24 protein-coding genes are annotated in these 26,974 nt (G+C 35.4%); 14 read left to right on the forward strand and 10 right to left on the reverse strand.

The window, feature by feature from the left end:
• The first annotated feature begins 73 nt into the window (after positions 1-73).
• The 3 genes from ACM55M_RS02640 (at position 74) to ACM55M_RS02650 (ending at position 3,457) form a co-directional block, all read left to right on the forward strand.
• A complete protein-coding gene (locus ACM55M_RS02640) occupies positions 74-817 on the forward strand; it encodes a tetratricopeptide repeat protein (RefSeq protein WP_416855934.1) in 744 nt (247 codons plus the stop codon).
• A gap of 20 nt (positions 818-837) precedes the next feature.
• Entirely contained in the window at positions 838-2,595 is a 1,758-nt protein-coding gene (locus ACM55M_RS02645) for a BatD family protein (protein ID WP_416855936.1), read from the forward strand.
• A 118-nt stretch (positions 2,596-2,713) separates the two neighbouring features.
• Positions 2,714-3,457 (forward strand): tetratricopeptide repeat protein, encoded by a 744-nt coding sequence (locus ACM55M_RS02650; RefSeq protein ID WP_416855937.1) that lies wholly within the window; start codon positions 2,714-2,716, stop codon positions 3,455-3,457.
• Between the two features lie 88 nt (positions 3,458-3,545).
• Here the strand turns inward: ACM55M_RS02650 and ACM55M_RS02655 are convergent, their stop codons facing one another.
• Positions 3,546-4,052, reverse strand: coding sequence for a CvpA family protein (locus tag ACM55M_RS02655; protein WP_416855938.1), 507 nt, complete (start codon positions 4,050-4,052; stop codon positions 3,546-3,548).
• A 141-nt stretch (positions 4,053-4,193) separates the two neighbouring features.
• Here ACM55M_RS02655 and ACM55M_RS02660 point away from each other — a divergent pair, with 141 nt between their 5' ends.
• The 3 genes from ACM55M_RS02660 to ACM55M_RS02670 all read left to right on the forward strand — a co-directional run bounded on the left by ACM55M_RS02660 (position 4,194) and on the right by ACM55M_RS02670 (position 6,279).
• Positions 4,194-4,550 carry a hypothetical protein gene (locus ACM55M_RS02660; RefSeq protein ID WP_291248106.1) on the forward strand — a complete coding sequence of 119 codons (357 nt, stop codon included), beginning with the start codon at positions 4,194-4,196 and terminating at the stop codon, positions 4,548-4,550.
• Positions 4,551-4,757: 207 nt separating this feature from the next.
• On the forward strand, positions 4,758-5,777 hold the full coding sequence (pheS, locus tag ACM55M_RS02665; protein ID WP_416855939.1) for a phenylalanine--tRNA ligase subunit alpha: 1,020 nt from the start codon (positions 4,758-4,760) through the stop codon (positions 5,775-5,777).
• Between the two features lie 94 nt (positions 5,778-5,871).
• The gene (locus ACM55M_RS02670; protein ID WP_416855940.1) at positions 5,872-6,279 is read left to right on the forward strand and encodes a hypothetical protein; all 408 of its coding nucleotides are present in this window, start codon (positions 5,872-5,874) and stop codon (positions 6,277-6,279) included.
• A gap of 116 nt (positions 6,280-6,395) precedes the next feature.
• Here the strand turns inward: ACM55M_RS02670 and ACM55M_RS02675 are convergent, their stop codons facing one another.
• The 3 genes from ACM55M_RS02675 to ACM55M_RS02685 form a co-directional block, all read right to left on the reverse strand.
• Complete coding sequence (locus ACM55M_RS02675; RefSeq protein WP_416855941.1) at positions 6,396-7,391, reverse strand: NAD(P)H-dependent glycerol-3-phosphate dehydrogenase; 996 nt, start codon at positions 7,389-7,391, stop codon at positions 6,396-6,398.
• Positions 7,392-7,706: 315 nt separating this feature from the next.
• Positions 7,707-8,870 (reverse strand): iron-containing alcohol dehydrogenase, encoded by a 1,164-nt coding sequence (locus tag ACM55M_RS02680; RefSeq protein WP_416855943.1) that lies wholly within the window; start codon positions 8,868-8,870, stop codon positions 7,707-7,709.
• Positions 8,871-8,872: 2 nt separating this feature from the next.
• Positions 8,873-9,637: a type 1 glutamine amidotransferase domain-containing protein gene (locus ACM55M_RS02685; protein ID WP_416855945.1), complete on the reverse strand. Its 765-nt coding sequence runs from the start codon at positions 9,635-9,637 to the stop codon at positions 8,873-8,875.
• A gap of 86 nt (positions 9,638-9,723) precedes the next feature.
• On the opposite strand from ACM55M_RS02685, the gene ACM55M_RS02690 reads away from it, so the two are divergent.
• The gene (locus ACM55M_RS02690) at positions 9,724-10,620 is read left to right on the forward strand and encodes a LysR family transcriptional regulator (protein WP_416855946.1); all 897 of its coding nucleotides are present in this window, start codon (positions 9,724-9,726) and stop codon (positions 10,618-10,620) included.
• Here the strand turns inward: ACM55M_RS02690 and nadD are convergent.
• The 4 genes from nadD to ACM55M_RS02710 form a co-directional block, all read right to left on the reverse strand.
• Positions 10,617-11,198: a nicotinate (nicotinamide) nucleotide adenylyltransferase gene (nadD, locus tag ACM55M_RS02695; protein ID WP_416855947.1), complete on the reverse strand. Its 582-nt coding sequence runs from the start codon at positions 11,196-11,198 to the stop codon at positions 10,617-10,619. The two genes, ACM55M_RS02690 and nadD, sit on opposite strands and share 4 nt — an antisense overlap.
• Before the next feature lie 76 nt (positions 11,199-11,274).
• Complete coding sequence (gmk, locus tag ACM55M_RS02700) at positions 11,275-11,850, reverse strand: guanylate kinase (RefSeq protein ID WP_416855949.1); 576 nt, start codon at positions 11,848-11,850, stop codon at positions 11,275-11,277.
• A gap of 84 nt (positions 11,851-11,934) precedes the next feature.
• Positions 11,935-12,795 carry a YicC/YloC family endoribonuclease gene (locus ACM55M_RS02705; protein ID WP_416834649.1) on the reverse strand — a complete coding sequence of 287 codons (861 nt, stop codon included), beginning with the start codon at positions 12,793-12,795 and terminating at the stop codon, positions 11,935-11,937.
• 97 nt (positions 12,796-12,892) lie between these two features.
• On the reverse strand, positions 12,893-13,243 hold the full coding sequence (locus ACM55M_RS02710; protein ID WP_416856284.1) for an arsenate reductase family protein: 351 nt from the start codon (positions 13,241-13,243) through the stop codon (positions 12,893-12,895).
• Positions 13,244-13,319: 76 nt separating this feature from the next.
• Here ACM55M_RS02710 and ACM55M_RS02715 point away from each other — a divergent pair, with 76 nt between their 5' ends.
• Positions 13,320-13,775: a DinB family protein gene (locus ACM55M_RS02715; protein ID WP_416855951.1), complete on the forward strand. Its 456-nt coding sequence runs from the start codon at positions 13,320-13,322 to the stop codon at positions 13,773-13,775.
• A 176-nt stretch (positions 13,776-13,951) separates the two neighbouring features.
• Here ACM55M_RS02715 and ACM55M_RS02720 read toward each other — a convergent pair whose 3' ends face one another.
• Entirely contained in the window at positions 13,952-14,695 is a 744-nt protein-coding gene (locus tag ACM55M_RS02720; RefSeq protein WP_416855952.1) for a DUF3298 and DUF4163 domain-containing protein, read from the reverse strand.
• 183 nt (positions 14,696-14,878) lie between these two features.
• On the opposite strand from ACM55M_RS02720, the gene ACM55M_RS02725 reads away from it, so the two are divergent.
• Complete coding sequence (locus ACM55M_RS02725) at positions 14,879-16,024, forward strand: cystathionine gamma-synthase (RefSeq protein ID WP_416855953.1); 1,146 nt, start codon at positions 14,879-14,881, stop codon at positions 16,022-16,024.
• A 76-nt stretch (positions 16,025-16,100) separates the two neighbouring features.
• Here the strand turns inward: ACM55M_RS02725 and ACM55M_RS02730 are convergent, their stop codons facing one another.
• The gene (locus ACM55M_RS02730; protein ID WP_416855954.1) at positions 16,101-16,904 is read right to left on the reverse strand and encodes a THC0290_0291 family protein; all 804 of its coding nucleotides are present in this window, start codon (positions 16,902-16,904) and stop codon (positions 16,101-16,103) included.
• Positions 16,905-17,225: 321 nt separating this feature from the next.
• On the opposite strand from ACM55M_RS02730, the gene gdhA reads away from it, so the two are divergent.
• From gdhA to ileS, 5 genes are all read left to right on the forward strand, one after another.
• Positions 17,226-18,569, forward strand: coding sequence for an NADP-specific glutamate dehydrogenase (gdhA, locus tag ACM55M_RS02735; RefSeq protein ID WP_416855955.1), 1,344 nt, complete (start codon positions 17,226-17,228; stop codon positions 18,567-18,569).
• Positions 18,570-18,694: 125 nt separating this feature from the next.
• Positions 18,695-20,983 (forward strand): type IX secretion system anionic LPS delivery protein PorZ, encoded by a 2,289-nt coding sequence (gene porZ / locus ACM55M_RS02740; RefSeq protein WP_416855956.1) that lies wholly within the window; start codon positions 18,695-18,697, stop codon positions 20,981-20,983.
• 54 nt (positions 20,984-21,037) lie between these two features.
• The gene (gene recO, locus ACM55M_RS02745) at positions 21,038-21,751 is read left to right on the forward strand and encodes a DNA repair protein RecO (RefSeq protein WP_416855957.1); all 714 of its coding nucleotides are present in this window, start codon (positions 21,038-21,040) and stop codon (positions 21,749-21,751) included.
• Between the two features lie 410 nt (positions 21,752-22,161).
• Positions 22,162-23,199, forward strand: coding sequence for an alpha/beta hydrolase (locus tag ACM55M_RS02750; RefSeq protein WP_416855958.1), 1,038 nt, complete (start codon positions 22,162-22,164; stop codon positions 23,197-23,199).
• A 315-nt stretch (positions 23,200-23,514) separates the two neighbouring features.
• Complete coding sequence (ileS, locus tag ACM55M_RS02755) at positions 23,515-26,973, forward strand: isoleucine--tRNA ligase (RefSeq protein WP_416855960.1); 3,459 nt, start codon at positions 23,515-23,517, stop codon at positions 26,971-26,973.
• The last annotated feature ends 1 nt before the right edge of the window (position 26,974 follow it).

Consider the following 26,974-nt stretch of genomic DNA (forward strand, 5'->3'; position numbering starts at 1 on the left):
AAAGTATAAGGAAGATGCTCCATTATTGGAACAAAATAAAAATATACCTTGACACTTACATTTAAAAAATAAAATGAAAAACTTAATTTTACATCTTTTATTACTCCTTTCATATGTTGTAAACGCACAACAGAAAGACAGGATATTGCCTAAAGCAAATGAGGAATATGCTGAAAATAAATTTGTGGATGCCGAGGCTAATTACAGAATTTCGGATTCAAAATTTCCGAATAAAACGGTTGCTCCTTACAATTTAGGAAATGCCATTTATAAGCAAAACCAAGTTGCAGAGGCAAAATTTGCTTACGCAAAAGCATTAAAAAACGCCAAATCAAGACCGGATAAACACCAAGCCTTTCATAATCTAGGAAATGTACTTATGAAAGAAAAGGATTATACGCAAGCGGTGGAAGCCTATAAAAATGCCTTGCGAAATGATCCTACAGATGAAGAAACCCGTTATAATTACGCTTTGGCAAAGAAGAAGCTAAAAGAAAATCCGCCAAAGGATGATAACAAGAAAGACGATAAGAAAAGCGATAAGGATAAAGACAAAGACAAGAAAAAAGACGATAAGAAAAAAGACGACAACAAAGATAAAAAAGACAAGAAAGACGACAAAGGAGATAAGGATAAAGACAATAAAGGTCCTAAGCCAGATGATAAAGGAGAGCCAAAACCAGCGCCTGGCGGAATCTCTAAAGAACGGTTAGAAAATCTTTTGGACGCCGTAAATAAGGAAGAAAAGAAAGTTCAGGATAAAGTGAATGCCCAAAGAGTAAAAGGAAAACCAATGAAAACAGAGAAAGATTGGTAATTCAATTAGATAATTTAAACATGAAAAGATTTATAGCAGTACTAGTTTTAATAGTGTGTAACTCACTTAGCGCTCAAGTACAATTTGAGGCTAGGGTGAGTAAAACCATGCTAGGCTTAAACGAAAGACTTCGTATCGATTTTATAATGAATGTAGATGGGGATAATTTTAACCAGCCCTCTTTTGACGGATTTAGAATACTAGCAGGGCCAAGTCAGCAAGTGAGTCAATCATGGGTAAATGGCAAGAGTTCTTTTGAGAAAATATATTCTTATTTTCTTTTGCCAAATCAAAAAGGATCATTAGTTATCAAGCAGGCTGCGATAGAATATAACGGGCAAATTTATAAAACATCACCCATAAGAATTAATGTTACTGCGGCAACAGAACAGCCCAGAGATCCTAACGATACAAGTGTTTCCGCAGATGATAATATTTATCTGGTAGCGGATATTTCTAAAACAAATCCGTTTATCAACGAACCGATTACAGTGGTTTATAAACTGTATTTCAGTTATAATATTGGAATCACTAATTGGCGAGAACTCAATAAACCAAAATACAATGATTTTTGGAGTCAAAACATTGATATCAAGCAGCTTGTTGCAGAAGAAGGAATGTTTAAAGGACAGAAATACCGTTATGTAGTATTAAGAAAAACGGTTTTATATCCGCAAAAATCAGGGAAACTGGCAATAGAACCCTTATCATTGGATATTGATGTGCAATTGCCTACAAACCGTCGCGATATGTTTGGACGTGTAATAGTTACTGACGGTAGTAAAAGGGTTTCAGCGGGAACAAAAACGATTGCTGTCAAAGCACTTCCTGAAGCAGGAAAACCGGAAGATTTTTCGGGAGCTGTTGGAAATTTTGATTTTAAAGTAACACCAACAAAGACCAATTTAAAAAACGGGGAAAGCCTTGATTTAGTTGTAAGCGTAACCGGGAAAGGGAATATGAAATTATTCAGTTTGCCAAAACCAATTGTTCCCAATGCTTTAGAAATGTATGATGCCGTTCACAATGAGCAGGTAAATACGCCGCTTTCAGGAATGTCAGGAAAAATTTCGGATAGTTATACCATCATCCCGCAGTATAAAGGGAATTATCCTATAAAACCATTACAGTTTTCTTATTTTGATTTGGGTTCAGGAACGTATAAAACCATAAGTTCAAAAGAAATAATGATTAATGTATTGGATGGTCCTACAGCTTCGGATGCTACTGCAGCTTCAAATGCTGGGGAGAATAAGAATAAAATAACAAACGTAGAACAATTCAAATTCATTAAGTTGAAGAGCAATCTTTTGAACATCAATAAGAAAGATTTCTTTGGGTCCAATTTGTTTTACGGATTGGTATTTTTCCCGTTTCTGTTATTGCCTTTGATTGTATTATTCAAAAAGAAAAAAGAAGCTATTGACGGCGATATTACCGGAAATCGAATCCGAATGAATAATAGACTGGCAAAGAAATATTTATCGGAAGCCAAAAAGCAAATCAACAACAAAGAATTATTTTATATAGCACTTGAAAAAGCGATGCATAATTTCCTGAAAGCTAAATTGCATATTGAGACTTCGGAAATGAGCAAAGATAATATTCAGGACCTTTTGTTGTCAAGGAATGCAAATCCAGAGGCAGTAAATGATTTTATTAGACTTACGGAGAACTGTGAAGTAGCCCGTTATGCGCCATCGTCAAGTGTCACGATACAACAGGATTTTGATAAAGCGGTAGCGATAATCTCCCAATTAGAAAAACAGATTGCTTAAATAGGTATTTAAAATAAACACTTAGACACAACGCAGATTGAACTAATTATTGAGTTAATAACTTTGTGCCTTCGTGACAAAAAAATAAAACAGTGCCTTCGTGGTAATAAAAATAGAAATGAAAAATATAATATATATACTCTTACTTTCAACCCAAGTTTTCTTTGCCCAAAACGGCTTCGAAAAAGGGAACACCTACTATGAAAAAGGGAAATATGAGGAAGCCGTTACAGCCTACGAAAGTGTTTTGAAAGACAACAAGCATTCATCAGAATTGTATTTTAATTTAGGAAATGCCTATTATAAATTGAATAAAGTAGCGCCTTCGATTTACAATTATGAAAAAGCATTAGTGCTCAATCCAAATGATAGCGACAGTGGTAACAACTTAAAATTTGCTCAAAAAAGAACCATTGATGAAATTAAAATAATCCCAAAAGTTGGTTTTGGAAAGCTAGTCCGTGATTTTACAGGGATTTATCATTACAATACCTGGGCCTGGATTTCAGTGGGGATTGCAACATCATTCTTGTTGTTTTTTCTGGGATATTATTTTTCACACACAACAGTGTCCAAAAGGATATTCTTTTTTGGAATGTTTGTCCTTATTTTTCTGATTCTGATAAGTGTCTCATCAGCAATTTTCGAAAAAAGTCATTATGACACTGAAAAACCGGCTATTGTTTTTGCAGAAATTGCAGAGGTAAAAAGCGAACCCAGAAATGGAGGTCCGGCACTATTTGTGCTTCACGAAGGGACCAAAGTGTACGTAGAGGAAATCATCGGAAAATGGAAAAAAGTGCAATTAACGGATGGAACGGAAGGCTGGATTGAGAGTAGCGCGATAAAGGAAGTGAAGTAGGTTTAGATTTCAGATTTTCGATCCAAAGATTTCTTTCTCTAGATAAGTGTTCTTTTTTATTCTCCATCTGTAGGTTGTCACCTGAAAACTACTGCTTTTTCTTCAAACCATCGTACCATTTCTCTATCGAAGGATACATAAACCGAGCTGTTTTCTGGATGGGATTATAAAACACAGATTTATCCAATGTCTCTTTTTTGGCTATAAAATTGTGATAATTTATTTTTTCGAAAACAGCGAATACAATTCCTAATATCAAAACAGTTTTTAATACCCTGAAAAAACCACCCCCCAATTTATTTAACCAGCCCAAAAAGGCTAAATCTGCTATTCCGGTGAGGAACTTCCCCAATAATGATATTCCAATCACAACAAGGATAAATGTGAGCACAAAAGCAATAACCTGAATAGTATGGGGATTCCAATGAACAAATCCTGCCAACATTCCTTTTATAAGAGAGGAAAATTTTATAGCCAAATAAATCCCAACTATTAATGAAACTAAAGAAGCTAATTCAATAAAAAGTCCATTTCTAATGCCTTTATACAAAGCAAAGGCAAGTAATACACCCAAAACCATATCTAAAAAACTCATAATTATATTTTATAAAGAAAAAGTGCAAATATAAAAGAAAGTTCAGTATCAATTGCCAAATTTCAAGTTCTTATCTTTGCCCAAATAATTATATGATTTATGATGTAATAATTCATAATTCATAATTCATAATTCAACAAAATGTCAAGAGACACACAACTTAAAGAACGCTGGGAACAGCTTGTAAATATACTTTCTAATCAGTTTTCTCAAGGAGAAGATTTAGATCTTGATGCAATTATTTATTTAATTGGCGTACAAGAACTGGGGAAAGTACATAGTGAATACAAGAAAGACGAAAAATTGAACCTGATGCACATCGCGATTTGCAGGTTATTAGAGCCTTATGGATTCTATGAATTTGAATTTTTTGATGAAGAAGGATGGCCGCATTACAAAGTAAAAGAGGAGTTGCCGCCACTAAAAGCTGGGGAGCAATCGGTTTTAATGAAAGAAGCCATTGTAAATTATTTTATTGAAAGAGAACTTATAGATTAAATTATAAAAGGAATTTAAGAAAATATAAATTTTTCATAAAAACGGTTCAAGCTCGGGTTTAAATGCTCTTACATTTTTTATATGGTTAAAAAAAGGATGTTTTAGGACTAAGGAAACAATGTCACAATTTAGAAATGAAACTTTAAACTTTAAAGAGTATACTTGGAACAAATTTCCTAAATTTGCACTCTCAATTATTGGATGAAAATGATAGACAAGATAAAAGAATATATTGGTGAAGCACAAGCCTTCTCAACGCAAAATACAGCCGATTTAGAAGCATTCCGAATTAAATTTCTTGGAACTAAGGGGCTTTTAAAAAACCTTTTTGCTGAATTCAAAAATGTTCCTAACGAACAAAAGAAGGAATTTGGACAAGTAATCAATTTGCTTAAAACGTCTGCCGAAGAAAAAGTAAAAACCATACAGGAAGCTTTAGAAAATAAAGAAGAAATCAAAGGTTTTTATGGGGATTTGACACGTTCGGCTGAACCCATAACTATTGGCTCCCGTCATCCTATTTCATTGGTAAAAAACCAAATTATTGATATCTTTTCAAACATTGGTTTCAACGTTTCCGAAGGTCCTGAAATTGAAGACGACTGGCATAATTTCACCGCATTGAACTTACCGGAATACCACCCGGCGCGTGACATGCAAGACACCTTTTTTATACAAACGAATCCTGATATTTTGTTGCGCACGCACACATCATCCGTTCAGGTGCGTTACATGGAGAACAACAAACCGCCAATTCGTACGATTTCTCCGGGAAGAGTTTTTCGTAATGAAGCCGTTTCCTCCCGTTCACACTGTATTTTTCACCAAGTGGAAGGTCTATACATTGACAAAGACGTTTCTTTTGCCGACTTAAAACAAACGCTTTTGTATTTCACCAAAGAGATGTTCGGAAAATCAAAAATCCGTTTGCGTCCGTCTTATTTTCCATTTACTGAGCCAAGTGCTGAGGTTGATATTTATTGGGGTCTGAAAACAGAAACCGATTATAGAATCACCAAAGGAACCGGTTGGTTAGAAATTATGGGTTGCGGAATGGTGGATCCTAACGTTTTGAAAAACTGTGGCATCAATCCTGACGAGTACAACGGTTTCGCATTCGGAATGGGAATCGAAAGAATCGCCATGTTGTTGTATCAAATCGGCGATATCCGTATGTTTTACGAAAATGACGTTCGTTTCTTGGAGCAATTCAAATCCTCAATTTAGTCAAAAGTTTTAATGTCAAAAGTCAAACGAAATAGCTGTTCTAGATTTTCATTCGCCTTTAAGACATTACGACCTTAGACCTTACGACTTACTTATGAAAAAAGATATTATCATCCCCGAGGTAGAAAACGTATTCCTAGCCGCAGTTCAGGAATGGAGCGACGATTTCATGGAAAAAGTATGGTACGCCTATTTAATAAACGATAGTGATTTCCTTATCGAAAGTGTGATGGTCGTTTCCAAAGCTTTTGGAACCATTGACGGCGAGATGAAAAAAACCTCTCTTTTGCGTCACGCTTTTGTGGAAGTTCCGCCCGTTTCCGTGATCAAAATAGAAATGATAGAAAAAAGTGTTGTGGCACTCAACAATGAATTTATGGTGACTTATTTCATAGGAGATAAATTACATGACAAGAAATTCATTTTCAAGGCACATTCCCTCCATGAGGATTTTGTCGAAGAAGTACCTATTTTATTCGTTGACGGCGTTATTGTGAGGTAAATCTATTTCGGCTCAAGCCAAATTAAAATAATTATAAAAGCAAAGGCACTATCTTTATATAGATTAGTGCCTTTGTTTTTATTTAGATTTAAAGAAATTTAATTGTTTTACAAGTGCTAATCTAACTGATCTGTTAGAGCCTTAAAAATAGTTTTAGCATCCCTACCTTCATATAAAATCGCATAAACGGCATCTATGATGGGAGTTTTGGCTCCGTACCCTTGATTGAGCTTATAAGCGCTTTTTGCAGCATAATACCCTTCGGCAACCATGCTCATTTCCATCATGGCGCTTTTTACGGTGTAACCTTTACCAATCATATTCCCGAACATTCTGTTTCTGGAGAATACAGAATACCCGGTAACCAATAAATCGCCTAAATATGCCGAATCGTTGATATTGCGTTTCATTTTATGGACTTTCTTGATGAATTTTTTCATTTCCCGTATCCCATTGCTCATCAACACCGACTGAAAATTGTCGCCATAGCCTAATCCGTGAGCCATTCCGGCTGCAATTGCATAAATATTTTTTAGCATGGCAGCGTATTCAGTTCCTATAATATCATCTGTAATCTTTGTTTTAATGTAGTTTCCGGATAGATTTTTAGCTACAATTTTGGCTTTTTCATCATCACCACAGGCAATAGTCAGATACGATAATCGTTCCATAGCCACTTCTTCCGCGTGACAAGGTCCGGTAATTACACCTATATTATAATAAGGAATGTCATATTTTACATGAAAATGTTCGCCTACAATCAAACTCGTTTCGGGAACGATGCCTTTTATCGCCGAAAAAATGATTTTATCTTGCAACGAAACGGTTAATTTTTCTAATTCAGTATCTAAAAAGGCAGATGGAATTGCAAAAATGATATAATCCGCATACCCAACAGCCTCATTGATATCACTGGTGAGTTTCAGTTTTTTGACATCAAATTCAACAGAACTCAGATAATTTGGATTGTGTTTGTAGGTTTTAATGTGTTCTATAGCAGCTTCATTACGCATATACCAAGAAATCTCCGAAAGATTTACACATAGCATCTTTGCAATAGCAGTTGCCCAACTTCCTCCGCCAATCACTGCAAATTTTATGTTTTCGGTCATTTTTTTATTAGATTTAATCAAAAGTACTTAAAAAAGTAGTGATTATACAAATAAAATTGGAACAAGAAACTGGCATCTTAAGAGTTTTCAAAAAGACACTATTGCTAACAAAAAAAATAAGTTTACTTTTTTTGTTTTTTAACACAATATGTATATTCAATTTGCGTTATATATGATTATAAATTAATCATTTAACAATTATAATGCATATTGAATTAGTTGGTTTTGTTTTAGTATTTTAAAAGGCGTTCCCATTTAAATAGGAGAACGCCTTTTTATTTGTGCCAATGTCAATCAGCATCAGGATTATTTGAATTAATAACTCATTTCTACAATGGTTTGTAGTTTTTCTAAAGTAATGTTTTGTTTTTCACCCAAAGCTTTCCAACCTCTCTTTTCAAAACGAGTTACAATAAAATCAGCCGTTTTTTCAAAGTCCTTTGTATAATCAGATAATTTGGTTTGCATTCCCATCGTGTGGTAAAATTCTACGGTTTTATTGATGGCTTCATTAGCAATCTCATCGTCACTTCCGGTTAAATTAAAAATGCGTTTCCCGTATTGTGCTAATTTTCCTTTTTTGGTTTCAAACATTACTCGGAATAAATTTGGACCTACAACTGCCAAAGTTCTGGCATGATCGATTTCGTATAAAGCCGTTAATTCGTGCCCAATCATGTGCGTCGCCCAATCCGAAGGAACTCCTTTTTGGATTAATCCGTTTAAAGCCATCGTACAACTCCACATAAAATTAGAAGCCAAGGCATAATCTGTAGGATTTTCAACTACTTCGGGACCTACTTGAATCAGCGTTTGTAAAATACTTTCTGCAATTCGATCTTGAAGGTATCCGTCATGTGGGTAGGTTAAATATTGCTCTAAAACGTGTACGTAAGCATCAACAACACCATTTTGCAATTGTCTTTTTGGTAAAGAGGCGATTACAGTTGGATCACAAATAGAGAATTTTGGGAACATGGCCGAACCACCAAAGTCTAATTTTTCCTGAGTGGCTTCAATCGTAATAACAGCACCAGAATTCATTTCGGTTCCGGTTGCGGGTAAGGTCAAAACGGTTGCAAAAGGCACTACTTTTGAACCTTCTGTAAACATGATTCTCTTTTTAAGAATATCAATTGGATTTCCGTCAAAGTGTACGGCTGCTGAGATGAATTTTACTCCGTCAATTACCGATCCACCACCAACAGCAAGAATAAAATCAATGTTTTGTTCCTTAATAATCGCTACGGCTTTCATCAATGTTTCAAAACGCGGATTGGCCTCTATTCCGCCAAATTCTACAATATCAAAACCTTTTAGGTTGTTGATTACTTGCTCGTGAATGCCGTTTTTAAAAATACTTCCACCACCATACGCCAAAAGAATTTTTGCTCCTTGCGGTACTAATGTTGGTAATTTTTCAATTTGTCCTTTTCCAAAAATTAAATGGGTAGGATTGTATAATTCGAAATTTAACATGTTTATTTTTTTGCGTTTAATTGATTTAATATTTTTTCGGCAACAAGTTTAGAGGAAGCCGGGTTTTGACCTGTAATTAGTAACCCATCTTCCACGGCATACGGTTGCCAGTCTGCAACTTTGCTATACGTAGCGCCATTATTTTGTAAAACATCTTCCAGTAAAAAAGGAACCACTTTAGTTAAACCTACCGCTTCCTCTTCGGTATTAGAGAATCCGGTTACTTTTTTACCTTTTACTAAAAACTCCCCATTTATTTTTACACTTTTCAAAGCTCCAGGAGCATGACAAACAAAACCAACTGGTTTATTGTGTGTGTAAAAAGATTCAATTAAAGCGATTGACGTTTTGTCTTCGGCTAAATCCCAAAGTGGACCGTGGCCTCCCGGATAAAAAACCGCATCATAATCAGACTCTTTTACATCTGCTAATTTATGCGTATTTTTTAGTTTATCCAATAGTTCGGTATCGGCATCAAATCGTTTAGTGTCTTCAGTTGCAGCAGATGGATCTTCACTTTTTGGATCAATAGGCGGCTGTCCTCCTAGTGGAGTAGCAATGTCTATGGCAACACCTTTATCTAATAATTCGTAATAAGGAGCCGCTAATTCTTCGGTCCAAAACCCTGTTTTTTCTCCTGTGTTACCTAATTTATCGTGACTGGTAACCACAAATAATACTTTTTTCATACTTTTTTTATTTTGTGCTGTTGCAGGGATGCAAGTTGCGGTTAATGCTATAATAAAAACGAATGCAATTTTCTTCATTACTGATTTTGTTTGTACAAATTTAAGGCGAATATGCTATTAGTAAAAATAATTTAAATTATGTTTGTGATAAATATATTTATATCATGGTCAATCTGGAATGGTACAGAACGTTCAAATCGGTTTATAAAAACGGAAATTTTTCTTTGGCTGCCAAAGAATTGTTTATCAGTCAACCCGCTGTAAGTCAGCAAATATCAATGTTGGAAGCGCATGTGGGGTATAAACTTTTTAATCGAAAGTCAAAAGGCGTAGAGCCAACGGAATATGCTAAGTTACTGAATAATCTAATCATCGAGGCTTTAGACCGATTGGAAAATGTGGAGAATGGTTTTCGTGCCAAAGCGTTTGATGCGAATCGATTGATTTCAATTGGAATTTCGAAACACTTGATGAGCAGTTTGGGAAGTTGTTTGATTTCAAAATTTGATTTTATTGATTTTAGTTTTTATGAAAATGACACGCTTTTTGAGCTGGTAGATTCTAAAAAACTTGATTTTGCGGTGGTAACCAAAAAATACGATACGTTTGACACGATTCAGAAAAAGGTGGGCGAAATCAAACAAGTCATTGTAGGTTCCAATACTATTGATGCCTCCGAATTAAAATCGAATATTAAAATCAAAGATTTCACGGCAATCGAACAGTGGTTGAATGATCAAAAATGGTTCAGTCATAATGCACAAATTCCACACATCAAATTATTTTGGTTGTATGTTTTTAATAAAAAAAGACCTTCGATGGTTCCTAATTATATCATTCCGTCCGAATATGAAATGCTCGAAATACTTTCCAGAAATACTGGAATTGGAGTAGTTTGGGATATCAATGCAAAGAATTTTATTGCGGCAAAAAAAGCGCAATTACTATGGAACAGCAAGCAAATGCCCAGTACGGAAGTGTTTTTATTATCGGGTAAAAATGAGAATCTGTGTACTATTTTCGAAAATATTGAAACAGAACTGAAACGGGCTTTGAGTTAACTTCTATAAAAATTATTGTGGTCAATATATTCCCAAACTTTTGGGGGCAACAAAGGCTGTACATTTTTCCCTTTTTTGATATTATCCCGAATAAATGTTGACGATATTTCAACAACTGGAGCATCTATCATGTGGATTTTTGGGTGGTCCTTAAACATTAGATTCTCTGCTTCGGTTGAAAGTCGAGGATAGACATAAATGGCATGATGTGCCAGAATCGCTTCGTAGTTTTTCCACTTGTGCAACGACTTGAGATTGTCTTCGCCCATGATTAAGGAGAACTCGTAACTTGGAAATTTTTCCTGTAAGTGAACTAGCGTGTTCACGGTGTAATTAGGTTGTGATAATTTAAATTCAATATCCGAAGGTTTGATTTTTGGAAAATCCTCGGTAGCAAGATGCACCATTTGCAAACGATGATAATCATCTAGTAAAGTACTTTTTTTCTTCAAAGGATTGTGAGGCGTAACCACCATCCATACTTGGTCTAAATCGGCATGTTCCGCCATGTGATTGGCAATGATGAGATGCCCAACATGTATGGGGTTAAACGTTCCGAAATAAAGACCTATTTTCATGAATTTAATTTAAAGATTTAAAAATTAAATGATTAGAAATAACTTTGAATTTTTCAATTCTTTAATTTTCAATCTTTTAATCCTTAACATAATTCTTTACCAATTGATGCGCTTCTTCCAAAGCAATATTTAAATCGTAGTTTTTTATAATAACGTCAAACTGTGGGGCTGTTGCCAATTCTACAGAAGCTTTGGCAATTCGCATGTTGATTTTGTCTTCACTTTCAGTAGAGCGTTCCTTTAATCTTCTTTTCAGCTCGTCTACGCTTGGTGGTTTTACGAAAACGGCTAAAGTCTCTTCGGGGAATTTATGCTTGATACGCAATCCTCCAGATACATCAATATCAAAAATCACATTTTTTCCTTTGGCCCAGATGCGTTCCACTTCGCTTTTTAAGGTTCCGTAGAAATTATCGCGATAGACTTCTTCCCATTCTACAAAATCTTCATTTTTGATGTGGGTTTTAAATTCTTCCAATGACATAAAGTAATAATCTTTTCCGTTTATTTCTTCACCACGTGCCTCACGTGTTGCTGCGGAAATAGAAAATTCAAGATTCAGATCTTCTTTGCTTAATAAATGCCTAACTATGGTGGTTTTTCCAGATCCAGATGGTGCCGAAAAAACAATTAATTTTCCTCCTGTACTCATGTTGTTATTTAATTCTAGTCGCAATGAATGTTTCTATTTTTATGCATAAAGACGCGATGAATCGCGTCTCTACCTAATATATTTTTACAATACGTTCAACACCTGTTCCTTTATTTTTTCCAATTCGTCTTTCATTTGAACGACTAATTTTTGCATTTGTGCGTGGTTGGATTTAGAACCCATCGTGTTGATTTCACGTCCCATTTCCTGGGTAATAAAACCTAGTTTTCTACCATTGGCTTCAGTTCCGTTGATGGTTTCCAAGAAATAATCGAGGTGATTGGTCAAGCGAACTTTTTCTTCGGTGATGTCTAATTTCTCTAAATAATAAATCAGTTCCTGCTCAAAACGATTTTCGTCAACGTTCACTTTTAGTTCTGAAATTGCAGTTTGCAAACGGTCTTTTATTGCCTGAACGCGCTCTGGATCTAGCGCTAAAGCTTCGGTCATGTATTGACGGATATTGCCTATTCGCAATTGAAATTCTTTTTCAAGAGACATTCCTTCATCTCTTCTAAAGGTCAAGATGTTTTGTAACGCTTCCTCGATAACGGTTTGTATTTGTATCCAGTCGTTTTCATCGATTTCATCACGCTCTATTTTCATGGTATCCGGCATGCGAATAGCCATTTTCATTAGTTCCGTTTCATCAGCATCAGCATAGACTTCTCTCAACTGGTTGATGTATGCTTTCACAATTGGCACATTGACTTTCGTCGAAGTTTGTTCCGCAGTACTTTCGATAAAAATAGAAAAATCTACTTTTCCTCTTTCCAGTTTTAGGGCAATTTGGTTGCGTAAACCCAATTCCATTTCGCGGTAAAGAGAAGGCATTCTCACATTCAAATCCAAACCTTTACTGTTTAAGGATTTTACTTCTACCGTGATTTTTTTGGTTGGTAATTGCAAAGTGGCTTTACCAAAACCCGTCATTGATTGTATCATATAATTTTCTAAAAGAGGTCAAAGATAAGGAAAAGCCACCGAACACCCAAAGAGGTGAATTACTGATGGTTTTGTTCTAATTTTGATGGTTTTTGGTCTACGCCAAGGCTTTCATTACTTGCAACATGTTTTGCTGTGTATTGCCAATATAAATTTTGTCGTTGATGATAAAAACAGGGCGACTCAAAAAGGTGTAATGTTCCAGAATGTATTTCTTGAAATCGGCTTCGCTTAAAGATTTATTCTTTAAATCCATTGATTTGTACAACTGTGCTTTCTTGCTGAAAAGTGCTTCATAACTTCCGGAAAGTTCGCGCATTTGTTCCAATTCCTCCACTATAATAGGGTCTTGTTTGATGTCGTGAAACTTAAAATCATGGTCTTTCGGTAATGATTTTATAATTTTCCTGCAGGTATCGCAAGAAGCGAGATAATATATTTTGTCCATGTAAATAGCGATTTCTTTGTGCAAAGAAAAATCATTTGATACGGAAAATGATTATTTTTATCAAAAAATTAGAAAAATGCATCAAACATTCCCTATTACCGAAAACAGTAGAAATACCTTGTCAAAGTTTTTGCAAGGATATACATTAGAGCAACTCAACGCAATTCCGGTGGGCTACAACAATAATTTGATTTGGAATATTGGGCATATAGTTGTGGTTCAGCAGATGTTGGTTTACAAATTGTCGGGTTTGCCTATGATGATTTCGGATGAAATGATCGAAAAATATAAAAGAGGCACCAAGCCGGAACAAGACGCAACCCAGGCTGATGTAGAGGAGATTCAATCCCTGCTTTTTGAAACCATCAATCAAACCAAATCTGATTTAGAGAACAAAGTATTCCAACACTTTCAGGAATTCACTACCATGAACGGTTTTACGATAAAAACTGCCGAAGACGCCATGTCTTTCAACGTCTATCACGAAGCTGTTCACACCGGAATGATGATGAGTATTCGAAAGTTTGTTTAGGAGCTATTTCCCGCTATTTGTTTCAATCTTTTACTTTTTTAAAGAAAAAAAGTAAAAGGATTTTCACTGCTATCGGGGCTAGGTTATTATGGGAACATGATAATTTAGGACTTTAAAAACGCTAAATTATATGGCCTTAAATTTCTTGTGTGGTTTAATTTTTTGAGGACCATTTATTATTTAACCGCCAAATATTCATTCACTTCTTTGTAAGACAACAACAATTCTTTTGGCCCATCCGCATACGATGCCGCTTCATAGGAATTGTAATAAAGGAGTAATCCTTTATCGGTATAGAAAATATTTTGTGGCAGATAAAATTTCTCGTCCTCAAACATTAGCCCAGTTGCGTTTATAGATTTGTTTTCCGGGATCTTATATTTGGATCTGAATTTTTTTTCGGCGAAAGCCATAAAAGCATTCTTGTTTTTAAACAATTGATTGTTCGGAATGTATTTCCCGGTTTCTGGATTGAAAATTAGCGAACGCAATCCTTCATAGCCATGAGCGCCACCGGTAAAGGTATAGTGCTTGATTTCGATGTTCAAAATACTATCCGATTGGTATTTTACACTTCCTTCTATTTTTCCTTCCCAGCCAAAAGTATCTTTCGGAAATTCTTTCTGAAGTTTTTCATAGGAATCAATAAACGAAGCTAACAATCCATTATAATTAGTAGAAGTATATGGCTTTTCGCCAAAATAAATAATCTCCTTCAATACTGAAAACACTTTTTTATTGATGCTGTCCGCAACAACGGGAACATCTTTTGCGACCGGAATTTTTACAGTTATCTGAGGGCAATTTTCCTTGCAGGGCAAAGTCGTTTTTTTCTGAAAAGATTGCTCTTCGAAAACCAATTCGTTAGAACAACGCGCCACAGAAAAAAGTAATACCGAAAAAAGGATAAAGTGTTTCATTTCAAAATTGTTAATTATATACAAAGGTATCAACTTGCGGCTTGGTTAGAATAAATTAAAAGGTAAATTTGTAAAACAATTCAGCATTTGAATATTAAACGATAGGAAATCGCAGGTTTCAAAATCACAAAATAAGAAGAATGTTGATGCCGGATTCCATTAAAAAACAAATATTATCTAGATATGAAATTTAATACTAAAGTTATTCACGGTGGTCAACACCATGATCCAAGTACAGGAGCAGTTATGCCGCCAGTATATCAAACGTCAACATTTGTGCAAACAAGTCCCGGACACCCGATAAATCCGGATTATGAATACAGTAGAGCTGCTAATCCTACCAGATCAGCGCTCGAAAATGCATTGGCAAGTATTGAAAACGGAACACGAGGATTGGCTTTCTCGTCAGGATTAGCGGCTACGGATTGTATTTTACGTTCTTTTAAAGCGGGTGACGAAATCATTGCGATGGACGATTTATATGGTGGAACGTATCGAATGTTCACCCGTATTTATAAAGATTCAGGCATAAAATTCCATTTTGTGGACATGAATGACATGGAGCAGTTCAAGTCATTAATCAATGAAAATACGAAATTGGTTTGGGTAGAAACACCAACGAATCCATTGATGAAGCTTGCTGATATTCAGGAGATTGCTAAAATCACCAAAGAGAAGAAAATCCTTTTTGCAGTAGATAATACTTTTGCAACACCTTATTTACAAAAACCATTAGACTTAGGCGCTGATATTGTCATGCATTCGGCAACTAAATATCTTGGTGGGCATTCTGATGTTATTGCAGGAGCATTGATTGTAAAAGATGAAGCTCTTGGAGAACAATTGCATTTTCAACAATTTGCAACTGGAGCCACACTTGGGCCAATGGACAGTTTTTTGGTTTTGAGAGGAATTAAAACCTTGCATTTGCGTGTGGAAAGACATTGTGAAAACGGGGGAAAAGTAGTGGAGTTCTTAAGTAACCATCCAAAAATTAAAAGGGTTTATTATCCAGGATTACCAAGCCATCCGTATCATGAAATTGCCAAAAAGCAAATGAGCGGTTTTGGAGGAATGGTTTCCTTTACTTTTGTTTCGGGTAAAAAAGAGGATGCGATTGACTTTCTTGAAAAGCTAAAAGTTTTCACTTTGGCCGAATCTTTAGGTGGAGTAGAATCATTGGCAAATCATCCTGCTTTAATGACACACGCATCGATTCCGGAAGATAAACGTGCAGCAATTGGAATTACGGATGATCTGGTTCGACTGAGCGTAGGTATTGAAGACGCCGAAGATTTAATCGAAGATTTGAAACAAGCATTAGCGTAAACAATATTTATAAAAAACAAAACCCCAATTCTAAATTCAGAATTGGGGTTTTGTTTTTTATAAAGGATTGTAATTGCTATTGTAAGTAATAAATATATCCAACATTTAACCAAACCAACCAGTCGTTTGCTTTGTTTTCTTTGTAAAGTTCCGGATTTGGATTTAATCCGTCCACCCAATTGGAGAAAAAATATTGGAATCTTAAATCGACCATTAAATCTCGTAAAGGAGTCAGTTTATAACGGGTTCCTACGCTTGTTACTACTGACCAAACCGATCCTCCTTCAGTAGAAAAACCATAATTTCGACCATCTGAAGGGGTTAAGTATTTAGGAAAAGTGGTTAATGGTGTCCCTAAAGGTCCCATTGTTGAATAGGCTTCGGCATTATAATAACTGAATTGTCCCCCAAGACTTATGAATGGTCCTAAACTACCAATGCTTGCAGTGAAATCACGAATGCTAAGAGGGAAATATTCCAGTTGCATTCCTATGTTAGTAACTGCAGTAGTTCCTCTCATGGCGCGTAATTGATCTGCTCTAAGAGAAGTTTTATTTGGTTCTACCCATTCTCCAAAATGTTTTAATTCGGTTTTATTATAAGAAAGTTCTGATCTTAACTTAAAATGGTCGTTAAAATAAGTTTCAGGAGTATAACAGTTACATTCAGCTTTGTAAGAGAAATTTAAATAATGAATAATCCCAATTCCGACACCAGTATTTCCAGAGTTTGTATTCAAATCGTGGCGTTCTCCATAATCAGATTGGAAAGCTACAGGTCCGGCTATAATTCCTACTTCATGCGAAAAACCAAATTGCGCATTTATATTATTTGAAAAACCAAATAATAGGAGTAAAGTAAGAATTGTTTGTTTGATCATTAGGTGATAAATTTTCAAATCCAGACAAATATATAAAAACATCAATCATTAAAACATCAATCATTAAAATTAAAAAATAAGTAAACAAATTCTTATTTGCTTACGAAAACTACAACGATTTCGTTGCAAACTGTGTTTTAAAAGTATATTTCTTTATAATTGCTTAATAAAAAGATAATTCTATCTATAAAACAAAAAAATAGACTTCGATATTTTTATAAAATGTATCTTTGTATACACCAACGAAAACGTTTTCTTAAAAGCGATTATTGTATTTAAGGAACTATTAATATTAATTTTGTTTGAATAATTTATTTCAAGATGGAAAATAAAATAAATCAATTTATGGCTCAAGTTGAGTCAAAAAATCCAAATGAGCCTGAATTTATTCAAGCTGTTAGAGAATTTGCTGAAACTGTTATCCCATTTATTGCGGAGCAAAAAAAATATGATGGAAAAAATTTGCTTCTCAGAATAGCTGAGCCAGAGCGTTCTATTATATTTCGCGTTCCTTGGGTAGATGATAAAGGCGAAATTCAGGTAAATAGAGGTTTTAGAATCCAAATGAATTCTGCAATTGGACCTTATAAAGGAGGAATACGTTTTCATCATACCGTAAATTTATCGGTGCTTAAATTTTTAGCATTCGAACAAGTATTCAAAAATAGTTTGACCACTTTGCCAATGGGTGGTGGTAAAGGAGGATCTGACTTTGATCCACAAGGAAAATCTGATGGGGAAGTGATGCGTTTCTGTCAGTCTTTCATGACTGAGTTGTGCAGGCATATTGGACCACAATTAGACGTTCCTGCCGGAGATATTGGTGTTGGAGCCAGAGAGATTGGTTATTTATTTGGCCAATATAAGAGAATAAGAAATGAGTTTACCGGAGTTTTAACTGGTAAAGGATTGGCTTATGGAGGTTCTTTAATTAGACCGGAAGCGACGGGTTACGGAGTTGTTTATTTTGCTGAACAAATGCTTAAAACTATTGGGCAAACTATTAATGGTAAAACAGTTTCTATTTCAGGATTTGGTAATGTTGCGTGGGGAGTAGCTTTAAAAATAAACGACCTTGGAGGAAAAGTAGTCACTATTTCTGGTCCTGATGGGTATATTTATGATGAGGAAGGAATCTCTGGAGATAAAATTGACTTTATGCTTGAAATGAGAGCAAGAGGTGATAATAGAGCTGAAGCTTATTTAGAAAAATATCCAAAAGCTAAATTCCACAAAGGGAAAAGCGTATGGGAAGTAAAAGTTGATATTGCGATACCTTGTGCAACTCAAAATGAGTTGAATGAGGAAGATGCAAAAAATTTAATTGCAAATGGTGTTATTTGTGTTACTGAAGCGGCAAATATGCCTTGTACGCTAGAGGCTATCAAGCTTTTCTTGAAAGCTAAGGTGCTTTTTGCTCCGGGTAAAGCTGCAAATGCAGGTGGTGTAGCAGCTTCAGGATTAGAGATGACACAAAACTCAATTCGTCTAAACTGGACGAGCGAGGAAGTGGACTCCAGATTGAAAGAGATTATGGTAGGAATACACAATCAATGCAAAAAATATGGTACTGACGAAGAAGGTTATGTAAACTATGTAAAAGGTGCAAATATTGCTGGATTTGTAAAAGTAGCTGATGCAATGCTAGCTCAAGGAGTAGTATAAATCAGGTTTAATTATAATTTAAAATGCCTTCTGCCGATGTTACGGATGGAAGGCATTTTTTTTGTGTAACAAAATTCTAATACTTTCGTTTGTTCTATATTTGTAAACCAATATTCATGCAAATAATGAAAAAGAACGGTTTATGTTTTTTGCTTTTACTTTTTATCCAAATGGGTTTTACCCAAAGTAATCTGTCGTGGCAAGGATATTTCTCTTACAATGAAATTAAAGACGTTTCAGAATCCAATACCGCAGTTTTTGCTGCTTCAGAAAATGCCTTATTTTCTAAAAATATAGCAACAAGCCAGATTAAAACTACCAATACTATTGATGGACTTTCTGGAGAAACCATTTCGGCATTATTCCACAGCACAACATTCAATAAAACAATTGTAGGATACGAAAATGGATTGATAATAGTCATTAATGAAACCGATGGAACCATACTCAAAGTGGTAGATATTATCAATAAACAACTTCCTTCAAACATAAAAAAAATCAATCACTTCATGGAATTCGAAGGTATTGCTTATGTTTCCTGTGATTTTGGAATTGTTCAATTCAATTTATTAACCATGCAATTTGGGGACACCTATTTTATTGGTACAAATGGCGCCGAAATAATGGTAAACCAAACAGCCTTGGTTAATGGATTTATTTATGCCGCTACAAATAGCGGTATAAAAAGAGCCACTATTTCAAATAAAAACTTAGTAGATTTTAGTCAATGGGGAACAATTGCTGGCGGAAACTGGTCTGGTATAGCGACATTAGGAACAGATTTGTTTGCTGTTAATACTTCAGGATATATCCATAAATATAATGCGAACACGAATTCGTTTACAGGATATTTAGCGCTTCCATCACCAGCTTTAGATATGAGAGCAACTGCGGGTTATTTGATAGTAACCACTTTAAACAATGTATATATTTATAACAGTCAGATGGTTTTGGTACGCCAAATAAACACAAACCAAATTACGGAAAGCACTCCCAGTTTTAATTGTGCAACAATAGTAGGCGACACCATTTTCATTGGAACAAAAGAAAAGGGATTAATTGCTACTTCTCTTTCTTCAATTACGACCTTCGAAAATACGACTCCCATTGGACCTTCACGGAATAATATATTTGCGCTTCAAGCCACATCAAATTCGCTTTGGACGGTTTATGGCGATTATACAGTAGATTATAATCCGTATGACTTAGATAGTTATGGCATAAGTAAATTCAGCACAACAGGATGGTTGAATATTCCGTATGAGAAAGTTTTGGGAGCTAAATCCATGACCAGAATTACAGTTAATCCCAGTAAGGAAAATGAAGTGTATGCGAGTTCTTTTTTTTCAGGATTGTTAAAAATTGAAAATGATGAACCGAAAATTTTGTACAATCAAACCAATAGCGGTTTAGAATCATTAACCTTTGCGGGTCCAAATTATATTGATATTCGGATAAACGGAGCAGCATTTGATAAATCCGGGAATTTTTGGGTCACCAATAGCAGAATAAAAAACGGGTTGAAAGTTTTGAAAACTAACGGACAATGGCAAAGTTATGCGATGGAAAATATTCTGGATTCAGCCATTGATACTAATTTTGGAACAATTGCCATTGATAAAAATGGTACGAAATGGCTTTCCACAAGTAGTGACGGTGTTATTGGTTTTAACGAAAGTAATAATAAATTTAAGAAAATAACCACAGGTCCTGATACCGGAAATTTGCCCATTGCTGATGTTAGAGTAGTTGCAGTTGATACCCGAAACCAACTTTGGATAGGAACTACAAAAGGATTGCGAATTTTGTCTAATGTTGGCAGTTTTCAATCTGAGGAGCAATTAACGGCTAACCCCATTATTATATTGGAAGATAACTTGGCCCAAGAATTATTGTACGAACAATTTATTACCGATATTGTTGTTGATGGAGCAAATAATAAGTGGATTGGTACTGCGGATTCAGGTGTTTTTTTGGTGTCACCAAACGGTCTGGAAACCAAGTATCATTTCACGACCAGCAATTCGCCTTTGCCCAGTAATGTTATAAATGACATTGATATCAACAGCACAACAGGCGAAGTTTTCATAGCTACCGCCAAAGGTTTGGTCTCTTTCAAAGGAGTCTCGACTGAAGCAAATGAGGATTTAAATAATGCGTATGTGTATCCAAATCCAGTGCGTCCTGAATATCTAGGAACCGTTAAAATTGCCGGATTACTCGATAGAGCCAATATCAAAATCACCGATATTGAAGGAAATCTAGTTTATGAAACTACTTCCGAAGGAGGAACTATAGAATGGGATACCACGGCTTTTGGAAAATACAAAGTGGCTTCTGGAGTGTATATGATTTTTATTTCGGCACAAGACGGAGTGGAAACTAAAGTTAAAAAAGTAATGATAATAAGGTAATTTAGAGGAATGAATTTTTCAATCTTTAAATTTTTCAATCTTTAAATTAAAATTGTGCTCGTAAAAACCAAAGCCATCGTCATTTCGTCATTAAAATTCCAGGAAAAAAGCTTGATTGTGAAATGCTTCACGTTGTCGCATGGTTTGAAATCTTATTTTGTTCGGGATGCTTTTTCTTCGAGAAAGTCCAATCAGAAAATTGCTTATTTTCAACCGTTGACCATTCTCGAAATTGAAGCGATTCATAAGAACAAAGGCACTTTAGAAAATTTCAAGGAAATAAAAATTGATTCTCCTTTTCATTCCATTCATTCGGATATTTATAAAAGTACAATCGTGATGTTCATTTCTGAAATGCTGCACCATTCGATTCATGAAGAAGAAAAAAACGAACACTTATTTACGTTTTTGGAAACTGCCTTGCATTGGTTGGATAACCACGATGAAATTGCTAATTTCCATTTGATTTTATTATTGGAAACTACAAAATATTTGGGCTTTTACCCTGATATTTCGGATATGGATATGCCTTTTTTCGAAATGAGCGAAGGTATCTTTACGCCCTTTCATGCCATTAGTTCGCTTACGGAACATGAAAGTAATTTATTCAAAAAACTCATTGATTTAAAATTCGATAACAATCAAAAAATATTTCATGTTATTGAAAGACAAATAGTTTTAAAAATTCTAATCGATTACTATAGTTTTCACTTGGACGGCTTTAAAAAACCAAAATCTCTGGACGTTTTGAAAGAGGTATTCTCTTGATCTTTGTAGTTCAAATTCTATGCTATTCTAAAATTGATTTAGATTAATTAATAACTTCTGTTTTAACTATTCGTTGTGTTTAGATCAAGTTAATTGACTGTAAATAAATGAGTTATTTTTTTGTTGATTTTAATGTTATAATTTAAGGGTGCTGTTAAAAGAACCTGTAATTTTTAAAATTTGACAATAATTATTGACTACATTTGATGTAAATAAGTAGTATTTTCTTTTTAACATTCTGATAGCCATAATCTTGACTGGTTCAAGTCTTTTTCAGTAATCTACTAATATTGTTAGTCACATTTTAAAACGCCATATCTTAAAAAATAATTTGTTAAAGCAGAAAGTCCCAGTTTTTTTTGAATTCACCTACAGCGTTTAATTATACCTTTAAATTTAAAATAGATCAGATGAAATCAAAATTAAAAAAAGTAGGAACATTATTGTTAGCAATTGCTTTTTCAAGTGAAGTGTCTGCACAAACAAAAGATGCTTCGCAGGATCCTAACATTGAAAGCAACATTAGAGGGTTTCTTAAAGTTCTAAATTCGGGTACAGGCAAGCCATTAGAGCAATTGTCTCCTGTCGAAGCTAGAAAAGTGCTTGTAGGTGCGCAAGCATCTGTCAAGGTTGATATGTCTGGTGTCGCAGTTACAGAAAAGACTATTGTTGAGGATGGCCAAAGCATTAAACTAAATATCGTTAAGCCTGAAAATGCAAAAGGCATATTGCCAGTATTTATGTTCTTTCATGGCGGAGGTTGGGTGCTGGGAGATTTTCCTACACATCAACGAATGGTTAGAGATTTAGTGGTGGAATCGGGTGCTGTAGCAGTTTTTGTTAACTATGCGCCATCTCCTGAAGCGCATTACCCTGTCGCAATTAACCAAGCCTATAATGCTACAAAATGGGTAGCTGAACATGGGGAAGAAATTGGGGTTGATGGTCAACGGCTTGCAGTGGCAGGAAATAGTGTTGGAGGAAACATGGCTACCGTTGTTGCATTAATGGCTAAAGATAAAAAAGGACCGAACATTAAATTACAGGTTTTATTTTGGCCGGTAACCAATGCTGATTTTGAAACAGAATCCTATAACTTGTTTGGTAAAGACCGATTCTTGACTAAACCCTTAATGATGTGGATGTGGGATAATTATACAACCGACCCTAAACAACGTAAAGAAATTTATGCGTCACCTTTGCAGGCTACAACAAGTCAGTTAAAAGGATTACCGCCAGCATTGGTGCAAACTGCAGAAAACGATATTTTAAGAGACGAAGGGGAAGCATACGCCCGTAAATTAGACGAAGCAGGAGTGAAAGTTACCGCAACACGTTATAATGGAATGATTCACGATTGGGGCTTGTTAAATGCAATAAGTACGATTCCCGGCACTAAATCAGCTTTGTTGCAAGCCGCTGCGGAATTAAAAAAGGCCCTTAAATAGCTTTAGATTTTATGCCAACAGCTAAAGGTGTGTTTTTATAAAAGCATCTTGGATTTCAGATCCAAGATGCTTTTTTTGGTTATCCTAATCTCCATTTTTTCAGGGGTAGATGCTGACATAGAAATTTTATTGATTTTTTATTCGGGCTTAAAAACTATTTATTACCATTTTATTTGTGCTAATCATTCCGATTTTTATTCCTTTTAAACCTCATAAAAGGATTTCAATGTTCTCGCTAACGCAAAAAATTGTCCTGCATCACCCATAATTCGTAACTATTTATTACTTTCGCACCTCGATTAAGAAAAGGATAAAATGAGCACAAAATTTACTGAATACAAAGGACTTGACTTACCAACGGTAGCGTCAGAAGTACTTGATTTTTGGAAGAAGGAAAACATATTTGAGAAAAGCGTAACCACTCGTGAAGGAAACCCACCATTCGTGTTTTTTGAAGGTCCGCCTTCGGCAAATGGATTGCCAGGAATTCATCATGTAATGGCGCGTGCGATTAAAGATATTTTTTGTAGATATAAAACTCAAAAAGGGTTCCAAGTAAAGCGTAAAGCTGGCTGGGATACGCATGGTTTACCAGTGGAATTGGGTACTGAAAAAGAATTAGGAATTACCAAAGAAGATATTGGAAAGACCATTTCCATCGAAGAATACAACGAAGCGTGTAAAAAAACCGTGATGCGTTATACGGACGTATGGAATGATTTGACTGAAAAAATGGGTTATTGGGTGGATATGGAAGATCCATATGTGACGTATAAATCCAAATACATGGAAACGGTTTGGTGGATTTTGAAACAAATCTACAACAAGGATTTGATGTACAAAGGCTACACCATTCAACCGTATTCTCCAAAAGCAGGAACAGGATTGTCTTCTCACGAAGTGAACCAGCCGGGAAGTTACCGTGATGTTACGGATACGACAGTTGTGGCACAATTTAAAGTGATTGACACGCACAAAGAATTGTTGTTCTCTAAGTTTTATGATTATATCACTTCAAAAAACTTACAGCATTACAAATTAGAAGCGTTGGATTTAGAGGATATTTATTTCTTGGCGTGGACGACAACGCCGTGGACTTTGCCAAGTAATACAGCTTTGACTGTAGGTCCAAAAATCGAATATGCTTTAGTAAAAACATTTAATCAATATACGTTTCGTCCGGCAACATTGATTTTGGCTAAGAATTTAGTTGGAAAACAATTCGGAAAAGGGTTCTTCGAAAGTGCTGAGCCAGCTGATTTTGAAAATTTCAAAGAAGGTGATAAGAAAATTCCTTATCAGGTTCTTGCTGAATGCAAAGGAGCTGATTTGGTTGATATTCGTTACGAACAATTACTGTCGTTTACTTTGCCATACCAAAATCCAGAAGATGCTTTTAGAGTAATTTCAGGGGATTTCGTAACTACCGAAGACGGAACAGGAATTGTACATACTGCGCCAACATTTGGTGCTGATGATGCAAAAGTGGCTAAAGAAGCTACGCCTGAAGTACCTCCAATGTTAGTTCTTGACGAAAATGGAACTCCGGTTCCGTTAGTAGATTTGCAAGGGAAATTCACTTCGCACATGGGTGAATATGCCGGTAAATATGTCAAAAACGAATATTATAATGATGGTGAAGCACCAGAACGTTCTATAGATGTTGAAATCGCCATTCGATTAAAAGAAGAAAATAGAGCGTTTAAAGTAGAGAAATATGTCCACAGTTACCCACATTGCTGGAGAACAGACAAACCTATTTTATACTATCCTTTGGATTCCTGGTTTATAAAAATTTCTGAAGTTAAAGACAGAATGTTCGACTTGAACGAAACCATCAATTGGAAGCCAAAAGCTACCGGAGAAGGACGTTTTGGGAATTGGTTAAAAAATGCCAATGACTGGAATTTATCGCGTTCAAGATTCTGGGGAATTCCGTTGCCAATTTGGAGAACCGAAGAAGGAACCGAAGAAATCTTAATAGGCTCCGTTGAAGAATTATACAACGAAATCGAAAAATCAATCGCTGCAGGTTTCCAAAAAGAAAATCCTTTCAAAGGGTTTGAAATTGGAAATATGGCGGAAACAAATTACGATTTAATTGATTTACATAAAAATGTAGTTGATGAAATTACTTTGGTTTCTGCTTCTGGCAAACCGATGACGCGTGAAGCGGACTTGATTGATGTTTGGTTTGATTCGGGTTCCATGCCTTATGCACAATGGCATTATCCTTTTGAAAATAAAGATAAAATAGACGAAAACAAAGATTTTCCTGCTGATTTTATCGCAGAAGGTGTCGATCAAACGCGTGGTTGGTTTTATACGTTGCACGCTATTGCAACATTAGTTTTCGATAAAGTAGCCTATAAAAATGTAGTTTCTAACGGATTGGTTTTAGACAAAAATGGGCAAAAAATGTCCAAACGTTTAGGGAATGCCGCAGATCCATTCGAAACATTAAAAGAATACGGTCCAGATGCGACGCGTTGGTATATGATTTCCAATGCGAATCCTTGGGACAATTTGAAATTTGATTTAGAAGGAATCGCTGAGGTACGCAGAAAATTCTTTGGAACATTGTACAACACTTATTCGTTCTTTAGTTTGTATGCCAATATTGATGGTTTCAAATTTGAAGAAGCGGAGATTCCATTAAACGAAAGACCGGAAATTGATCAATGGATTATCTCGGAACTGAATACCTTGATAAAAGATGTTGATAGCTATTATGCGGATTATGAACCAACGAAAGCGGCTCGTGCAATCTCAGAATTTGTACAGGAAAACTTGAGTAACTGGTACGTTCGTTTGTGCAGAAGACGCTTCTGGAAAGGGGAATATGCACAGGACAAAATTGCTGCTTATCAAACCTTATATACTTGTTTGTTAACCATAAGTAAACTGGGTGCGCCTATTGCCCCCTTCTTCATGGATAAACTTTACAGAGATTTAACTGTAGCAACACAGTCGGAAAAATATGACAGTGTACATTTGGCGGAGTTTCCGGTTTCGGTTGAAAACTATGTTAATAAAATGTTAGAGAGTAAAATGCAGAAGGCACAAACCATTTCATCATTGGTTTTATCACTCCGAAAGAAGGAAATGATTAAGGTGCGTCAACCGTTGCAAAAGGTAATGATACCAGTACTTGACGAGAATCAGAGAGCTGAAATTGAAGCTGTTTCTGACCTTATAAAAGCGGAGGTAAATGTGAAAGAAATCGTACTTTTGGATGATGCTTCGGGTGTTTTGGTAAAACAAATTAAACCTAATTTTAAAGCACTCGGGCCGCGGTTCGGAAAGGATATGGGCTTGATTTCTAAGGGGATACAAGGGTTTTCTAAAGAGCAGATCAGTCAATTGGACAAGGATGGAAGCCTGGATATTGTTATTGCAGGAAATAACGTAACTTTAACATTAGAAGATGTAGAAATTACATCACAAGATATTGAAGGCTGGCTGGTAGCCAATTCAAACGGAATAACGGTTGCACTTGACATTACAATTTCTGAAGAATTAAAACAAGAAGGAATTGCCAGAGAATTAGTAAACAGAATTCAGAATATCCGTAAAGATTCAGGATTTGAAGTTACTGATAAAATTAAAGTTCAACTGAAAAGGAATGGACTTTTAGAAGAGGCAATTCTTAAAAATGAAGCATATATAAAATCAGAAACATTAACCAGCGATTTAGTTTTTGTAGATGAAATAGAAAACGGTACGGAAATTGAATTTGACCAAATAAAAACAAAAATAATAATTACTAAATAAC

Origin of the sequence: Flavobacterium galactosi (genome assembly GCF_048158585.1) — a bacterium.
Lineage (GTDB): Bacteria > Bacteroidota > Bacteroidia > Flavobacteriales > Flavobacteriaceae > Flavobacterium > Flavobacterium galactosi.

What these genes read in the sequence shown, in the direction of transcription:
- ACM55M_RS02640 (WP_416855934.1), top strand. Translation starts at nt 74, where the DNA reads ATGAAAAACTTAATTTTACATCTTTTATTACTCCTTTCATATGTTGTA.
- ACM55M_RS02645 (WP_416855936.1), top strand. Translation starts at nt 838, where the DNA reads ATGAAAAGATTTATAGCAGTACTAGTTTTAATAGTGTGTAACTCACTT.
- ACM55M_RS02650 (WP_416855937.1), top strand. Translation starts at nt 2,714, where the DNA reads ATGAAAAATATAATATATATACTCTTACTTTCAACCCAAGTTTTCTTT.
- ACM55M_RS02655 (WP_416855938.1), bottom strand. Translation starts at nt 4,052, where the DNA reads ATGAGTTTTTTAGATATGGTTTTGGGTGTATTACTTGCCTTTGCTTTG.
- ACM55M_RS02660 (WP_291248106.1), top strand. Translation starts at nt 4,194, where the DNA reads ATGTCAAGAGACACACAACTTAAAGAACGCTGGGAACAGCTTGTAAAT.
- pheS (WP_416855939.1), top strand. Translation starts at nt 4,758, where the DNA reads ATGATAGACAAGATAAAAGAATATATTGGTGAAGCACAAGCCTTCTCA.
- ACM55M_RS02670 (WP_416855940.1), top strand. Translation starts at nt 5,872, where the DNA reads ATGAAAAAAGATATTATCATCCCCGAGGTAGAAAACGTATTCCTAGCC.
- ACM55M_RS02675 (WP_416855941.1), bottom strand. Translation starts at nt 7,391, where the DNA reads ATGACCGAAAACATAAAATTTGCAGTGATTGGCGGAGGAAGTTGGGCA.
- ACM55M_RS02680 (WP_416855943.1), bottom strand. Translation starts at nt 8,870, where the DNA reads ATGTTAAATTTCGAATTATACAATCCTACCCATTTAATTTTTGGAAAA.
- ACM55M_RS02685 (WP_416855945.1), bottom strand. Translation starts at nt 9,637, where the DNA reads ATGAAGAAAATTGCATTCGTTTTTATTATAGCATTAACCGCAACTTGC.
- ACM55M_RS02690 (WP_416855946.1), top strand. Translation starts at nt 9,724, where the DNA reads ATGGTCAATCTGGAATGGTACAGAACGTTCAAATCGGTTTATAAAAAC.
- nadD (WP_416855947.1), bottom strand. Translation starts at nt 11,198, where the DNA reads ATGAAAATAGGTCTTTATTTCGGAACGTTTAACCCCATACATGTTGGG.
- gmk (WP_416855949.1), bottom strand. Translation starts at nt 11,850, where the DNA reads ATGAGTACAGGAGGAAAATTAATTGTTTTTTCGGCACCATCTGGATCT.
- ACM55M_RS02705 (WP_416834649.1), bottom strand. Translation starts at nt 12,795, where the DNA reads ATGATACAATCAATGACGGGTTTTGGTAAAGCCACTTTGCAATTACCA.
- ACM55M_RS02710 (WP_416856284.1), bottom strand. Translation starts at nt 13,243, where the DNA reads ATGGACAAAATATATTATCTCGCTTCTTGCGATACCTGCAGGAAAATT.
- ACM55M_RS02715 (WP_416855951.1), top strand. Translation starts at nt 13,320, where the DNA reads ATGCATCAAACATTCCCTATTACCGAAAACAGTAGAAATACCTTGTCA.
- ACM55M_RS02720 (WP_416855952.1), bottom strand. Translation starts at nt 14,695, where the DNA reads ATGAAACACTTTATCCTTTTTTCGGTATTACTTTTTTCTGTGGCGCGT.
- ACM55M_RS02725 (WP_416855953.1), top strand. Translation starts at nt 14,879, where the DNA reads ATGAAATTTAATACTAAAGTTATTCACGGTGGTCAACACCATGATCCA.
- ACM55M_RS02730 (WP_416855954.1), bottom strand. Translation starts at nt 16,904, where the DNA reads ATGATCAAACAAACAATTCTTACTTTACTCCTATTATTTGGTTTTTCA.
- gdhA (WP_416855955.1), top strand. Translation starts at nt 17,226, where the DNA reads ATGGAAAATAAAATAAATCAATTTATGGCTCAAGTTGAGTCAAAAAAT.
- porZ (WP_416855956.1), top strand. Translation starts at nt 18,695, where the DNA reads ATGAAAAAGAACGGTTTATGTTTTTTGCTTTTACTTTTTATCCAAATG.
- ACM55M_RS02750 (WP_416855958.1), top strand. Translation starts at nt 22,162, where the DNA reads ATGAAATCAAAATTAAAAAAAGTAGGAACATTATTGTTAGCAATTGCT.
- ileS (WP_416855960.1), top strand. Translation starts at nt 23,515, where the DNA reads ATGAGCACAAAATTTACTGAATACAAAGGACTTGACTTACCAACGGTA.